The organism is Gottfriedia sp. NPDC058432 (genome assembly GCF_042721555.1).
Taxonomy (GTDB): domain Bacteria; phylum Bacillota; class Bacilli; order Bacillales; family Bacillaceae_G; genus Gottfriedia.
On record NZ_JBHXLC010000006.1, the window covers coordinates 166106 to 181287 of the forward strand.

Consider the following 15182-nt stretch of genomic DNA (forward strand, 5'->3'; position numbering starts at 1 on the left):
AGATAAACGTCTCATGTTGTAGTATCAATAATTTGCAAAGTTGGAGGAAATAGAATGTCTTCAGCATTAAATTCTCTACGAGTATTAGACTTAACGCGTTTATTACCTGGTCCATATTGCACGATGCTTTTAGCTGACCATGGGGCTGAAGTAATAAAAATAGAAGATACGAATTTAGGTGATTATGCAAGAGCGGGTGAACCTAAAGTAGGTGAGGATAGCGCGTTTTTTCATTCACTTAATCGTAACAAAAAAAGTATTTGTTTAGATTTAAAAAGTGAACAAGGTAAGGCTATATTTTTGAAATTAGTTGAAAAATCAGACGTTGTTGTTGAATCATTTCGACCAGGGGTAATGGATAAGCTAGGAGTTGGTTATGAAGAATTAAAGAAAATTAACCCATCACTTATTTATTGTGCAGTAACAGGGTATGGTCAAACTGGTCCATATGCTAAGCAGCCAGGTCATGATCTGAATTATATTAGTTACGCGGGATTACTTGAACTTTTTGGTGAACGAAATAGAAAACCGACTGTTCCACCCGTGCCAATTGCTGATCTTGGAGGCGGTGCGTTATTAGCTACTGTTGGGATTTTAATGGCTCTTTTTGAGAGAGAACGATCTGGGAAAGGCCAATTTATTGACATCTCAATGATGGATGGTGCTCTTTCATGGCTACAACTTAATTTGCCAGATTATTTAACCGCAAATATACCAACAAAACGCGGTGAACTTCAACTATCTGGTAAAAATGCATTTTACGAAGTGTATGAAACAAAAGATGGGCGTTTTCTTTCCGTTGGAGCGGTTGAACCTAAGTTTTGGAAAGAATTTTGTAGAGTGATTGAAAGAGAAGATTTGATACAAAAACAGTATGCTCCTATTCAAATTCAGGATCAAATGAAACTTGAGATTCAAGCAATTATCTCAACCAAGACTCAAAAGGAATGGGTCGAAGTATTTTCAAATGTTGAAGCATGCGTTTCACCTTTGAATTCATTTGAAGATTTAGAAAGTGATCCACAAATTATTGAAAGAGAATTGTTTCAATCATTCAATGATCCAGAGCTAGGTGAAGTAAAGCTTATCTCACCACCTATTAAGATGTCAGAAACGCCTGGAACTATTCGGGAACTAGCACCAAAATCTGGCCAACATACAAATTGTATTTTAGCAGAACATGGGTATTCAACAGAAAAAATTAAAGAGTTAAGAAATAAAAGAGTAATTAGGTAAATTAAAATTGTTCAATGGTTTATTAAAAGTAAATGAAAGCGTTTCCTTATTTGGGAAAGGCACTTAAATGAAAGGGGAATGGAGTAAACATGAGCAAAAAAGCGAAAATTATCGGTGTTGGAATGGTCAAGTTCATGAAGCCAGGAAAAAATGAACCTTATGAAATAATGGCCTCTAAAGCAATTCGAAGTGCAATTCAAGATGCAGGTATTGATTATAGAGAAATTAAACAGGCGTTTGCAGGCTATGTATATGGGGATAGTACTTGTGGCCAAGCAGCACTTTATAAAGTTGGGATGACAGGAATTCCGGTAATTAACGTAAATAATAACTGTTCTTCAGGTTCGACTGCACTATATCTAGCACGACAAGCTGTGGAGTCTGGTGCGATTGACTGTGCACTTGCATTTGGATTTGAAGAGATGCAACCAGGTGCATTATCAGAGGTATGGAATGATCGAACTTCTCCTCTGAAAACATTTAATGATCGATTAGATGAGCTAACAAATAGCAATGTACCAAATGGGGCAATTAAGTTTTTTGGAGAGGCAGCTACTGCTTATATTGAAAAATATGGTGCAAATCCTGATATTTTTGCAAAAGTTGCTGTAAAAACTCGTAATCATGCAATTAATAACCATTATTCAATTTTCGATAAGCCTTTAACTGTAGAGGAAGTTTTAAACTCACAAGTTATTTGTCCACCTTATTTAACGAGATTCATGGCATGCCCACCGTCATGTGGTGCTGCGGCTGCAATTGTTTGTACTGAAGAATTTGCCAAAAAACATGGAATTAAGAATGCGGTAGAGATTGTTTCACAAGTTTTGGCAACAGATACAGAGGCAACATATGAAAATGTATTAAATGTAGTTGGTGCTGAAATGACTCAAAGAGCCGCAAAAGAATTATACGAAAAAGCAGGGATTGGGCCTGAGGATGTGGATGTTGTTGAATTACATGACTGCTTTACACCAAACGAAGTTATTACATACGAAGGACTTGGTTTATGTGGTGAAGGAGAAGCAGAGACTTTTATTAACAATGGCGATAATACGTATGGTGGTAAATATGTTGTTAACCCTTCAGGTGGTTTAATGTCAAAAGGTCATCCACTTGGAGCTACTGGATTAGCACAATGCACAGAACTTGTTTGGCAATTACGCGGTCAAGCAGAAAAAAGACAAGTTGAAAATGCAAGAGTTGCATTACAACATAACTTAGGTCTAGGTGGAGCTGTTGTCGTTTCAATGTACAAGATCAACTAATAAAAACAAGATTGTAATCGATACTTAGTTTCAGGTTTTCTCAAAGTATAAAACTATGTATTTCATAATCTAATAACCATTTAAAAATTGGAGGAATAATGATGTCTAAAACAAGTTCTACAACAAAAGCACCTACTTTTGATTTGTTTTCTACAAAAAGAGCATATTCTACTGATGAACATGAGATGTACCGTACATCATTACAAAAATTCATTGAAAAAGAAGTAAAACCGTATCTTCATGAATGGGAAGAAAATGGTTACACGCCTAGGGAACTTTACAAAAAAATGGGCGAGCATGGATTTCTTAGTCCTCAGGTGGATCCAGCTTACGGCGGATTAGGATTAGATTTTGGATTTAATTTAGTTCTTGCAGAAGAAACTTCTCGCATTGGTGGAGGCATCGGTGGGGCAAGTCTTCATAGTTCAATTACAGTACCATATATCGAAAAATATGGTACAGAAGTACAAAAGCTAAAATATTTGAATGGATGTGTGACTGGAGATATTTTTACAGCGGTTGCAATGACTGAACCAGGTACGGGCTCAGACTTAGCAAGTGTTAATACAACAGCTGTACGAGATGGAGACTACTATGTCATTAAAGGACAAAAAACTTTTATTACAAATGGTTTGAATGCAGATTTAATTTTCGTAGTTGTGAAAACAGACCCTAAAGCAGTTCCAGCACGCAAGGGTATTAGTATCATTATGGTTGAAAAAGATACGCCTGGATTTATTTGTGGACGTAAGTTGAAAAAAATGGGTGGACATTCACAAGATACAGTTGAACTAATTTTTGAGGATGCTCGAGTTCCAGTTTCTAATCTCCTTGGAAAAGAAGGAGAAGGTTTCTATATTTTAATGGATAAATTGCAACAAGAGAGAATTATTTGTGCAAGCTCTGCATTCGCACTTGGACAAGAAATGTTAGAGTCTACGATTAGATATGTTAAAGAAAGACATGCGTTTGGTGTACCTATTAGCTCTTTCCAAAATACACAATTTGAAATTGCTGAAATGGCAACTGAATTATCGATCGCAGGAGCATTCATTGACGATCTGGCAGTAAGGCATATGAATGGAGAAGATATAACAACCCAAGCTTCAATGGCGAAATGGTGGATGACAGATAAAGCTAGAAAGATGTCTGCTCGTTGTTTACAGCTTCATGGTGGTTATGGGTATATGGAAGAATATGATATAGCTCGTCAATATAGAGATGTTGCAGTTATGCCGATTTATGCAGGTACGAATGAAATTATGAAAAATATTATCGCAAAAAACCTAGGATTATAGTATTCGATTAAATTGGTATTTTTGAAAAATAATCGTTTAATGAGGTGAAATGAATGAGTTTAGTTACAGTTGAAAGAAAAGGACAGGTAGCTGTTGTTACAATTGATAATCCGCCTATGAATACATTTAGTACAGCAGTAAAAGGTGAATTAAGTAAGACATTCAATGAGCTTAATTCAGATGACAATGTGTTGGTGGTCATCTTAACAGGTGCTGGTCAAAGGGCTTTTATGGCAGGTGCAGACATAAGAGAATTACCAGAAAAAATTGGTAATCCAAGCCTAATGCCGGAATTTATGGATAATCATGAGTTCTTTAATTGTATTGACTTTTCTCCTAAACCAACGATTGCTGTTATTAATGGGTTTGCACTTGGTGGAGGGTGTGAACTTGCATTAACCTGTGATCTTAGAATCGCCGAAGAACATGCTCTCATTGGTGTTCCAGAAGTTAAGTTAGGGCTATTACCTGGTGCTGGTGGAACACAAAGGCTACCTAGACTTGTAGGAGAAGCAAAGGCAAAGGAACTATTATTTACAGGTGATCATATTTCTGCTGAGGATGCGCTTCGAATTGGCTTAGTTAATAAGGTAGTTCCATCCGGAGAAGGAATAGAAGCAGCTATGAAACTAGCAGCTAAAATATGCAATAACTCTCCTGCTGCTTTAAGAAATATTAAAAAAGCAGTCGATGAAGGGCTAGAATTATCTATTCATTTAGCACTTGAAAGAGAGGCAGAATTGTTTCAAGAGCTCTTCCTTAAGGATGATGTAAAAGAAGGAGTACAAGCATTTTTAGAGAAAAGACGACCAAATTTTTCAAAATCGATTAGCAACCAATAATAGCCTAAACTATATAAAAATTATTCTAGTTAATACAGTTAGTCACTTGTAAAACTCCGATTTAGTAGAAATTGAATAGAAAATTGATTAGTAAAAGTTTTAAAAGAACTAAGAATCATTAAATTCAAAGAAGTGGAGAGGGGAACTTGAATAAACCTTGGCTAGCAAATTATCCTGAAGAAGTTTCTTATAAAATTGACATTCCATCACTAACAATATTAGAAGTTCTTGATCTAGCAGCGAAAGAAAACCCTTCTAAAATTGGCATTATTGATGGTGATCGAAAAATCACCTATTTACAATTGAAAGAAGCTTGTGAACGTGTGGCGTACGGTCTATATAAAAGAGGTTTTCGCAAAGGAGACCGGATTGCGATCATGTTATCAAATTGCCTTGAATATGCAATTGCTTTTTTCGCGGTACAACGTTTAGGTGGTGTAGTTGTTCAAATCAATCCATATTTTAAACCAGAAGAATTGAAACATCTATTAAATAATTCGGAAGCTGTAGGTTTGATTGCTTTTCGAGAAGTAAAAGAAAAACTGGACAAAATTGGAATGTTTGACAAAGTAAAGTTTATTACTGCAGATGAAGTGGTCAAAGAAGAGAATAATATACACCTTTGGATTGATAATGAGACGACTGAACTACCTAGTATGGATCTGCAACCAAATGATGTAGCAATTATCCTATATACAGGTGGAACGACTGGATTTCCAAAAGGGGTAATGATTACACATTCCAATATGGCAGCAGCGCTTTATCAAGGAAGTGAATGTAGCAAGCCTATTTTAAATGAAGAGGGACATTCCCAAATGGGTATTGCTCCACTATATCATGGGCTTGGGCTTTTCACATTAGTTCAATCGGTTTTTATAGGTGCAAGCTTTGTAATGGTTAAAAAGTTTGATTTAGACTATATTTTAACGTTGATTCGTACATATCGACCTACGATTTTTATGGGTTCTCCTACGATGTATATAGCGTTGCTCAATCATCCTGAATTATTGGAAAATGACTTATCATGCTTTAAATTATGTGTTTGTGGTGCTGCTCCTGTTCCAGTTGAAATATTGAATAGATTTGAAGAGAAAACAGGTGTACCAATCATTGAAGGGTATGGTTTATCAGAAGCAACAATAGGGGTTACCCGTAATCCAGTAAATGGAAAAAGAAAAGTAGGTAGCATCGGTATTCCATTGCCAAATACGGACGTGAAAATTGTTGATATCGCAACAGGTACAAAGGAGATGCAAGCTGGTGAACCTGGAGAGTTAATTGTAAAAGGTCCACAAATCATGAAAGGATATTGGAAGAATCAAGAAGAATCAGATAATGCTCTCCGTAATGGCTGGCTACACACAGGAGATATGGCAACGATGGATAATGAAGGATATTTCTATATCGTCGGTAGAAAGAAGGAAATGATTATTACTGGTGGCTTTAATGTATATCCAGCTGAAGTGGAAGAAGTCATTTATAAACATTCTGCAGTGTTGGAGGCTTGTGTTTACGGTATCCCTGATCCTTATCGAATCGAAACAGTCAAATTGGCGATTGTTCTAAAAAAAGGATATACACTTACATCAGAAGAAATTCGAGAGTGGTGTAAAGAGAGGTTAACGAATTATAAAGTCCCACGCATTATTGAATTTAAAGAATCACTTCCGAAAACTCCTGTAGGAAAAATATTGCGCCTGCAATTAAAGAATGAAGATCTTCAAAAATCGGAATTGTTGGGTCTTTAATAATTTTAGGCATCTATTAGTAAAGTAACATCGTTTTAAGTCTGGAAATTCAAAATAGTTCGGAGTGAAACTTACTTCGAGCTATTTTTACAAAGATTCCTTCCATTTAACTATTAACTATTCAAACTATTAACTATTCAATTAATTTTAAAGTAATTACCTAATCGTAACGTGATTTTTAAGGAGGAATATAAAAGTATGAATGTTGGATCGACAATAGAAAGACATGCACGCAGTATTCCTGAAAAGATTGCAATTTATTTTAGGAATAAAAGCTATTCCTATGATCGTTTTAATCGAGAAGTAAATCGAATAGCAAATGGTTTGATAGTTGAAGGTGTGAAAAAAGGTGACAAGATTGCCCTAATGATGAAAAATTCAGACATGTTTATGTTCGTATACTATGCCATTATGAAGGTTGGCGCTGTTGCCGTTCCCGTCAATTTCCGACTTACTACAAGAGAAATCACTTATATATTAAATGATTCGGATTCTTCAATCGTATTCTTTGACGATGAATACTGTGAAGCAATTTATAAATCAACGGGGGGAAACGAAAAAATAAATTTAGTGATCTCAGTAGGTGTTCGTACAGCTCCAGATCAAAAAGTTCTAGATGAAATAATAACCAACAATGATTCCAATCCTATTATTCAAGTTGATGAATGGGATGATGCTCAAATTTTATATACATCTGGTACAACAGGGCTTCCTAAAGGTGTCCTATTAGATCATCATCGTGTTCTTCATGCATCTATAAGGAATGCAATGATTCAAAAAATGGATTCCTCTGATCGAATCCTTCACATTGCACCACTTTTTCATGCTGCACAGTTAAATGTATTTATGATTACTAGTAATTTTTTAGGGTGTACCCAAGTGATTCATGAATCGTTCGATCCAGAAGAAGTACTAAAAGCAATCGATAAGTATAAGATTACTCTTTATTTTGGAGTTCCTACGATGTATAACTTCCTTCTTCAGGTTAAGGATCGAGAAAAATATGATTTGACTTCAGTAACACGCTGTACATATGGGGCAGCTCCTATGCCTACAGAGCTTATAAAAAAATCAATGAAAATGTTTGAAACAGACCAGTTTATTAATTTATGTGGTTTAACAGAAGGTGGTCCAGGTGGTATTGCTTTGTTGCCTTCCGAACATAAGGATAAGCTTGGAACTTGTGGAAAAGCTCAATTTAATGATGAAGCTAAAGTTGTGAATGATTTTGGTGAACAAATTAATCCAGGTGAAATTGGAGAGTTAATTCTTCGTTGTGAATCAGTGATGAAAGAATATTATAAAAAGCCAGAAGAGACACATAAAGTGCTTCGTAATGGCTGGTTATATACAGGTGATCTTGCAACAATTGATGAAGATGGGTATATCAATCTTGTTGACCGAAAGAAAGACATGATTATTAGTGGTGGCGAAAATATTTATTCAACAGAAGTAGAGCAAATTCTTTATAAACATCCAAAGATTCTTGAGGCGGCTGTAGTAGGAGTACCTGATGAAGTTTGGGGAGAAACAGTCGCGGCTGTTGTAGTTGCAAAGGCTGGTCAAAAACTAGATCATGATGAAATCATTGCATTTTGTCGTAAAGAACTAGCTGGATATAAAGTTCCGCGACTAATTTTTGAATACAAGGAAATACCAAGAAATGCATCAGGTAAAGTGTTGAAATACATGTTGAGAGATGAACTTAAAACTTCGAGTATAAAAGATTAATAGATTTTATTTCTCGTAAAACTTACTTTTACTACAAAAACCTAAAAACACAGTATGGATAGGAGTAATCATTAGATGGGACGATTTAATAATCAAGTAGCAATAGTAACAGGAGCAGCACGTGGAATCGGAGCAGCAATTGTAAAAAGGTTTGTAAGTGAAGGAGCGAAGGTTGCTATTCTAGATGTCAATCTAGCAGGTGCTGAAGAATTAGCAAATCAAATCAATCGAATTAAAGGATCCGTCATTGCCTTAAAATGCGATGTCTCAAATCCTCTTGAGGTAGAATCAGCTTTCCATGAAGTCATTGAACAGTTTGGAAAACTAGATATCCTTGTAAATAATGCAGGCGTTATTCGTGACAATTTATTATTTAAAATGTCTGAGGATGATTGGGATACTGTGATTGATGTCCATTTAAAAGGAGCATTTTTATGTTCCCGAGAAGCTCAAAAATATATGGTTTCACAAAGAAGTGGAAATATCGTTAACATCTCTTCCATATCTGCTCTTGGAAATCGAGGTCAAGTAAATTACTCATCTGCAAAAGCTGGTTTGCAAGGTATGACAAGAACAATGGCTATTGAGCTTGGACCGTTCGGAATAAATGTAAATGCAATTACACCTGGATTTATTGAAACTGAAATGACAAAGGCGACTGCTGAAAGAATGGGCATGACATTAGAAGAATTTACAAATCTATTAATAAAAGATCTTTCTATAAAAAGAGTTGGTCAGCCTGAAGAGATTGCAAGTGCTGCAGCATTTTTAAGTTCTGATGACGCATCTTATATTACCGGTCAAGTATTATATGTAGCTGGTAGAACTACAGTTTAATAGAAAGTAATTACTGAATTGGTGGAAATATATTACGTTTAAAGACATGGTAATAGGCGAACGATCAACATTAGATAAACAAGGGGAGAGAGAAAATGAACGTCAATGAATTATTTGATTTAAAGGGAAAAACAGCCATTGTTACAGGTGGTGGACGTGGGCTTGGGGAACAAATAGCTATATCATTAGCAGAAGCTGGAGCTAATGTTGTTGTATGCTCACGAAAAGTAGACGCATGCCAAGAAGTAAGTGAGAAATTAAAAACATTAGGCGTACGTTCACTAGCCCTACAATGTGATGTCGTTAATCATGAAAATATCGATCATGTTATTCAAAGAACCCTTGAGGAGTTTGGAACAATCGATATACTGGTTAACAATAGTGGAGCTACGTGGATTGCACCAGCTTTAGATATGGAACCTGATAAGTGGGATCGGATTATGGACATTAACTTAAAAGCTGTTTTTCTATTTTCACAAGCAGTAGGTAAGGTAATGGTTCAACAAGGTTCAGGTAAAATTATTAATATTGCATCTATTACTGGTTTTGGTGGACAAGATCCTGAAGTTACGAATGGAATTGGATATGCTACAAGTAAAGGCGCGGTTATTAATTTTACAAAGGATTTAGCAGTGAAACTTGCACCATATAATATTCATGTAAACGCAATTGCACCAGGTTTTTTTCCAACAAAAATGACAAATGGACATTTAGATAATATTGGAGCAAAAATTCTAGAAAGAACGCCAGCTAACCGTTTTGGTTCAAATAATGATATGAAAGGGCCAGCTTTGTTTTTGGCTTCTAAAGCATCTGATTATGTATTTGGGCACATATTAGTTGTTGATGGTGGGGTAGTTGCTCAAGTCTTGTAAAGATAAAAATATACGGTTAACTTTTTGAAGATTAAGATAAATGTAAATATGTATTCAGCTTGTTTATTGGAGGGAATGGCATGCCAGGAACAATAGAAATTGAAAAAAATAGCTCAAGTTTAGAACTACTTTGGCGTCAAGCATTTCAATTCGTTGATATGTGGGCAAATGGAGAGACACATCGCGAATCTGTTCTTCTTCAAACGATAAGGTTCTTAGCTGACAATTTGAAGCAATCAAAAACTAATATAAATGATTTTTCAAAACATATTTCGAATGAACTGTATGAATTAGAAAGAGCGTCAAGAGAAGAAATATTAATGTCGACAACTGTCATTCAAAGAATTTTTCCTTTTAGATCATTTGAGGAAATTAACAATCGATTTGACAAATATAAAAACCAAACTTATGAGGCTTTTTTTACGACAATTGATCATCTTACAAATGATAAATTAGTAGAAAAATATATTTGCGACCTAGAAAAATATATTGAATTTAAGCGCAATAATAGAAATCAATTTATGGAATATTTGAAGGAAACATCAACGATATTCCAACCTAACCAGTATCCGTTTATTAATCAACTAACAACACATTTAAAAAATCTACTGTTCCCATTTAATAGTTATATGGAACGCTCATACTCGTATAAATGCAAGGAGGAGCAGACATGAAAAGTGAAAAAACGATAAATCCATACGGTATGTTTAGCAGATTATATGGTCAATGGGAAACGCAAGTGAATGATCTTATTAGTCTTTCTACTAATAATAAAGAATTTGTTAAGTTAGCAGGAGTAACTTCAGATACAAATACGCGTTACCAAGAAAGGTTAAATAAAACGCAAGAGCTATTAGCGAATCATTTAAATTTACCGACTAAAGTTGATATTGCAAACTTAGCTAAATTAACGATTCAATCTGAAGAAAAACTAGATTCATTGGAAGAACAAACTTGGGAACTACAAAATACAGTGAGTTCTTCAAATAGAGATATACAAAATTTAGTAAAAGTAACGAATGAAACGATCAAACTGATGAAACAACATAAAACTGAATTGATAAAAACAAAGCAAGAACTAATTGAGTTAAAAGAATTACGTTCAGAAATACAAGACATTAAGAATGAATTATCTAATTTCTATGGCTTAAGGGAGGAAATTTCAATTTTATTAATGTTTATGAATGAAAGAAATAAAGAGAAACCTCAAGAACAAGAGCTTGAACTAACATATTCAAATTCTAAATAATTTTACGAAAAGGGGGAGCAATTTTGGTAACTACTACCGAAAATAAAAATAACATTCCACCTCTTGATTTTGAAAAAGAGTTAAATAGATGGAATGAGGTTTTTAATATAATGAATAAACCTAAGCCAAAAATTTATCCTACTACTAAACAAAAAGTATGGAAAAAAAATAAAGCAACCTTATATTATTATAGACCTGATGAAAAAAAGTATGAAGTCCCGATCTTTTTAATTTTCTCTTTACTTAATCGACCTTATATTTTAGATTTTGCTCCAGGTGCTAGTGTTGTAGAAGGCTTAGTAAAACTTGGATATGAGGTGTATTTATTAGATTGGGGAATTCAAGGATACGAAGATAAAGAGATGAACCTAGAAGATTATATTGACGACTTCATTAAAAAAGGAGTCCAACGTGCATTACGACATTCGTCAGCTAATGAAATTACGTTACTTGGTTATTGTTTAGGTGGTGTACTTGCTTCAATTTATGCTGCAATCGCAGAGGAGCCAATAAAAAATCTAATTGTGGCTACTGTCCCTATTGATTGGAGTGTAAATACTCTTCCAGACAAATGGCTAGAAGGATTAAAACAAGGGACATTAAATATGGATCGCTGGATCGATGTTTACGGTATACTTCCAGCTTGGCTAGTTTACGGATTGTTTCAAGCTTTCAATTCTCCAATTAACAATAGCCCGTACGTTAATCTAATTGCCCGGGCTGATGATAAACGATTTGTTAAAAGCTGGAGTCGTATTAACAATTGGATGAAAGACCAGGTTCCATTTGCAGGAGAAACATTCCGACAAATAATGAATGATATTATTATCGAAAATAAAGTAATAAAAGGAGAATTTTCGGTAAGAGGTAAAAAGGTAGACTTAAAAAATATTAAGTCCAATTTATTAGCAATCTCCTCTAAAAACGACAATCTTGTCCTGGAAGAACAAAGTCGACCAATCATGGATTTAGTTTCTAGTGAAGACAAGACCTTTCAAACAGTAGAAGCTGGACACATAAATTTGGCGCTTACAGGTAAACTTGCTGGGATAGCAGATCAATGGTTAAAAACACGTTCATAAGAGGAAAGCGAATAATAAAAATAAGAGGGGTGTTTTCCCCTCTACTTCTAACCCGCCTTATTAGTAAGTGGATGTTTACTTAAAAAAGTTTTTATCGATTCATTATATTCTTTTGCTGATTCAATTTTAGCAGCATGACCTGTATTTCTAAGAATAACTAATTCGGAATTTGGAATCATTTCGTGCATGCATATTTGGATCCAAACGGGGAGTAATGTATCATATTGCGCTCCAATGATTAGTGTTGGTACATTAATCGTTAGTAAAAGTGAACGGTATTCTATATTTTTTATGGAATCCATTGCAAAAGGGACACCTTCTCTTGGTCTATAAAAATAATCAATTGCATCCATATTTTCCTTATTCCAAGAATAGAAACAACTCCTAGCTGTTATCTTTTTTCTAAGACTAGTAGGCAAATATTGTGAACGAGTTTTAACGTACTTGAAAAGTGGGCTGCTATAAGGCTTAAAGGCAGAATAAGTAGTACACGTAAGAATTAAAGATTTACACATTTCAGGAGCCTGACGATAGATTTCCTGAGCAACGATACCACCCATTGACAAACCACAAATGTGTGCGTTTTCAATTTGTAGTTGCTTAAGCAAACAAATAACGTCTTTCGCAAAGTTTTCGATCGTAACTCCTTCTAATGTTTGGTTATCACCATGACCTCTAAAATCCGGAATAATAAGGTCATATTCACTAGCTAACTCAAATTGTTTAAACCAGCTTTCTTTACAAGAAGATAATCCATGAAGTAGAACTAAAGGTTCTCCTTTGCCCATTCGTAAATATGGCATTTTACTTTGATCAACTACGGCTTCATACATGCAATCCACCACCCATTTATAGTTATTTGTAATTTTATTAACTATATTGATTATTAAATTCTATCTATTATTAATTATTTCCTTTTTTTTGAAATATGACACATATATGTAAATTACAAGTATGAGTATTGTACTTAGGATGACAATTATTTGATGAAATGGGGTAAGAAAATGAGAACTGTATACTTAGTAGAAGCAGTTAGAACTCCAATTGGGAATTTTGGAGGTTCACTTAAAGATGTAGGAGCAGTACAACTTGCAAGTACTGTGGTAAAGGAGGCTTGGAAACGTTCTAATCTTCCTGCAGAATGCATAGATGAAGTAGTTCTTGGAAATGTTTTCAAGGCGGGACTTAAAGGTAATCCAGCCAGGCAAGCTGCAATCCATGCGGGTTTACCAGTGTCTTTACCAGCTATAACAATTGACAAGCAATGTGCTTCAGGGCTTCGAGCTGTTACATTAGCATACCATCAAATAGTAGCAGGTGACTCAAATATTCTTATAGCAGGTGGAACAGAAAGTATGAGCAATGTGCCTCATTTGTTATTTGATTCAAGGTGGGGTAAAAAGATGGGAGATTTAACTACGGTTGATGCACTTCTTCATGATGGGCTTCACTGTGCAATCGAAGGATATCATATGGGGATTACAGCAGAAAATTTAGTAGAACGCTATAACATTTCTCGTGAAGAGCAGGATACTTTTGCTGTAGAAAGTCAGAAGAAAGCATTACTTGCTAGATCGCTTGGTAAATTTCAGGAAGAGATTGTTCCTATAGAGCTTAAAGGAAAGCAAGGTGCATTTTTATTTAATGAGGACGAATATATAAGGGATACTACTCTGCAAAAATTACAAACTCTTAAACCAGCTTTTAAACAAAATGGAACAGTAACGGCAGGTAATTCCTCAGGTATAAATGATGGTGCGGCTGCTCTGATCGTTGCTTCCGAACAAGCAGTAAGGGAATTCAACTTAAAACCGCTTGCTAAAATTCGTTCAGTTGCAAGTGCCGCTGTTGCACCAGAAATTATGGGAATCGGGCCTGTACCAGCAACTAAGAAAGCACTGATTAATGCTGGTCTTACAATAAATGATATTGATCTAGCAGAATTGAATGAGGCATTTGCTGTGCAAGTATTAGCTGTACAAAGAGAGTTAGGATTATCTGAAGAAAAAATAAATGTAAACGGTGGAGCAATTGCGTTAGGACATCCTGTAGGTTGCTCAGGTGCTCGTATTTTGGTTACCTTAGTTCACGAATTAAGAAGACAAAGGAAACAAATTGGATTGGCATCCTTATGTGTAGGAGGGGGACAGGGTGTCTCAATTATTATTGAAGCAGTTTAATAAAGTAGTAGTAGTTGGAAGTGGCTTAATGGGTTCAGGCATTGCGCAAGTTGCTGCACAAAATGGATTCCAGGTGACGTTAGTTGATCAAACAGTAGTCGATTTAGAGAGAGGAATGCATCAAATTCGAACAAATCTCCTTAAGTTGTTTCAATCTGAGAAAATTAATGAGTCACAAATGAAACGAACGCTAGACAATATTTATACAACGACAGAATTAAAAGATGCCCAATATTGCGATGTCGCTATTGAAGCAGTCCCAGAAAAATTAGAAATAAAGCAACAAATTTTTAAAGAATTAGATGCAATAATGCCAGAACATGCCATTCTTGCAAGTAATACTTCTTCACTTTCTATTGCTGCAATTGGATCTGTTACGACTCGTCCTGACAAAGTTGTAGGAATGCACTTTTTTAGCCCAGTTCCTAAAATGAAATTAGTGGAGATTGTTCGTTCTGTCAATACAAGTGATGAAACGCTACAAGTAATTCGCGAAATTGGAGAAAGATTACAGAAGCAGATCATCATTGCAAACGATTATCCTGGGTTTACTGTAAATCGTGTATTAGTTCCAATGTTAAACGAAGCAGCTTTTTTAGTGATGGAAGGAAATGAAGTAGAAGAGATCGATAAGGGGATGATGTTAGGTGCTAATCATCCAATTGGTCCTTTAAGATTATCAGACTATGTAGGAATTGATGTTTTACTATTTACATTAGAAAGTTTATATGAAGGTTTTAATGATTCAAAATATAGACCATGTCCATTATTAAAACGAATGGTAGAAGCAGGACACTTAGGTAAAAAAAGCGGTAAAGGATTTTATAAATATTAAA

14 protein-coding genes are annotated in these 15182 nt (G+C 35.1%); 13 read left to right on the forward strand and 1 reads right to left on the reverse strand.

The window, feature by feature from the left end:
- Window positions 1-54: 54 nt before the first annotated feature.
- From ACFWM3_RS08595 to ACFWM3_RS08645, 11 genes are all read left to right on the forward strand, one after another.
- A complete protein-coding gene (locus ACFWM3_RS08595; protein WP_390311050.1) occupies window positions 55-1236 on the forward strand; it encodes a CaiB/BaiF CoA transferase family protein in 1182 nt (393 codons plus the stop codon).
- 89 nt (window positions 1237-1325) lie between these two features.
- The gene (locus tag ACFWM3_RS08600) at window positions 1326-2504 is read left to right on the forward strand and encodes a lipid-transfer protein (protein ID WP_390311051.1); all 1179 of its coding nucleotides are present in this window, start codon (window positions 1326-1328) and stop codon (window positions 2502-2504) included.
- 101 nt (window positions 2505-2605) lie between these two features.
- Complete coding sequence (locus ACFWM3_RS08605) at window positions 2606-3802, forward strand: acyl-CoA dehydrogenase family protein (RefSeq protein ID WP_390311052.1); 1197 nt, start codon at window positions 2606-2608, stop codon at window positions 3800-3802.
- A 53-nt stretch (window positions 3803-3855) separates the two neighbouring features.
- A complete protein-coding gene (locus tag ACFWM3_RS08610) occupies window positions 3856-4644 on the forward strand; it encodes an enoyl-CoA hydratase/isomerase family protein (protein WP_390311053.1) in 789 nt (262 codons plus the stop codon).
- A 146-nt stretch (window positions 4645-4790) separates the two neighbouring features.
- Window positions 4791-6392 carry a long-chain-fatty-acid--CoA ligase gene (locus ACFWM3_RS08615; protein ID WP_390311054.1) on the forward strand — a complete coding sequence of 534 codons (1602 nt, stop codon included), beginning with the start codon at window positions 4791-4793 and terminating at the stop codon, window positions 6390-6392.
- A gap of 198 nt (window positions 6393-6590) precedes the next feature.
- Window positions 6591-8123, forward strand: coding sequence for a class I adenylate-forming enzyme family protein (locus ACFWM3_RS08620; RefSeq protein WP_390311055.1), 1533 nt, complete (start codon window positions 6591-6593; stop codon window positions 8121-8123).
- A 75-nt stretch (window positions 8124-8198) separates the two neighbouring features.
- On the forward strand, window positions 8199-8960 hold the full coding sequence (locus ACFWM3_RS08625) for an SDR family NAD(P)-dependent oxidoreductase (RefSeq protein WP_390311056.1): 762 nt from the start codon (window positions 8199-8201) through the stop codon (window positions 8958-8960).
- 95 nt (window positions 8961-9055) lie between these two features.
- Complete coding sequence (locus tag ACFWM3_RS08630; RefSeq protein ID WP_390311057.1) at window positions 9056-9835, forward strand: SDR family oxidoreductase; 780 nt, start codon at window positions 9056-9058, stop codon at window positions 9833-9835.
- An 80-nt stretch (window positions 9836-9915) separates the two neighbouring features.
- Window positions 9916-10509, forward strand: coding sequence for a hypothetical protein (locus ACFWM3_RS08635; protein WP_390311058.1), 594 nt, complete (start codon window positions 9916-9918; stop codon window positions 10507-10509).
- Complete coding sequence (locus ACFWM3_RS08640; protein ID WP_390311059.1) at window positions 10506-11084, forward strand: polyhydroxyalkanoate biosynthesis repressor PhaR; 579 nt, start codon at window positions 10506-10508, stop codon at window positions 11082-11084. The genes ACFWM3_RS08635 and ACFWM3_RS08640 overlap by 4 nt, the downstream gene beginning before the upstream one ends.
- Before the next feature lie 23 nt (window positions 11085-11107).
- Entirely contained in the window at window positions 11108-12166 is a 1059-nt protein-coding gene (locus ACFWM3_RS08645) for an alpha/beta fold hydrolase (RefSeq protein ID WP_390311060.1), read from the forward strand.
- Between the two features lie 47 nt (window positions 12167-12213).
- Here ACFWM3_RS08645 and ACFWM3_RS08650 read toward each other — a convergent pair whose 3' ends face one another.
- Window positions 12214-12999, reverse strand: a complete 786-nt coding sequence (locus ACFWM3_RS08650; RefSeq protein ID WP_390311061.1) for an alpha/beta fold hydrolase — start codon at window positions 12997-12999, stop codon at window positions 12214-12216.
- Between the two features lie 171 nt (window positions 13000-13170).
- Between ACFWM3_RS08650 and ACFWM3_RS08655 the strand changes: the two genes are divergently transcribed.
- Together ACFWM3_RS08655 and ACFWM3_RS08660 are read left to right on the forward strand one after the other, a co-directional pair.
- Window positions 13171-14346 (forward strand): thiolase family protein, encoded by a 1176-nt coding sequence (locus ACFWM3_RS08655; RefSeq protein WP_390311062.1) that lies wholly within the window; start codon window positions 13171-13173, stop codon window positions 14344-14346.
- Entirely contained in the window at window positions 14318-15181 is an 864-nt protein-coding gene (locus tag ACFWM3_RS08660; protein WP_390311063.1) for a 3-hydroxyacyl-CoA dehydrogenase family protein, read from the forward strand. Before ACFWM3_RS08655 ends, ACFWM3_RS08660 begins: the two co-directional genes overlap by 29 nt.
- Window position 15182 lies beyond the last annotated feature (1 nt).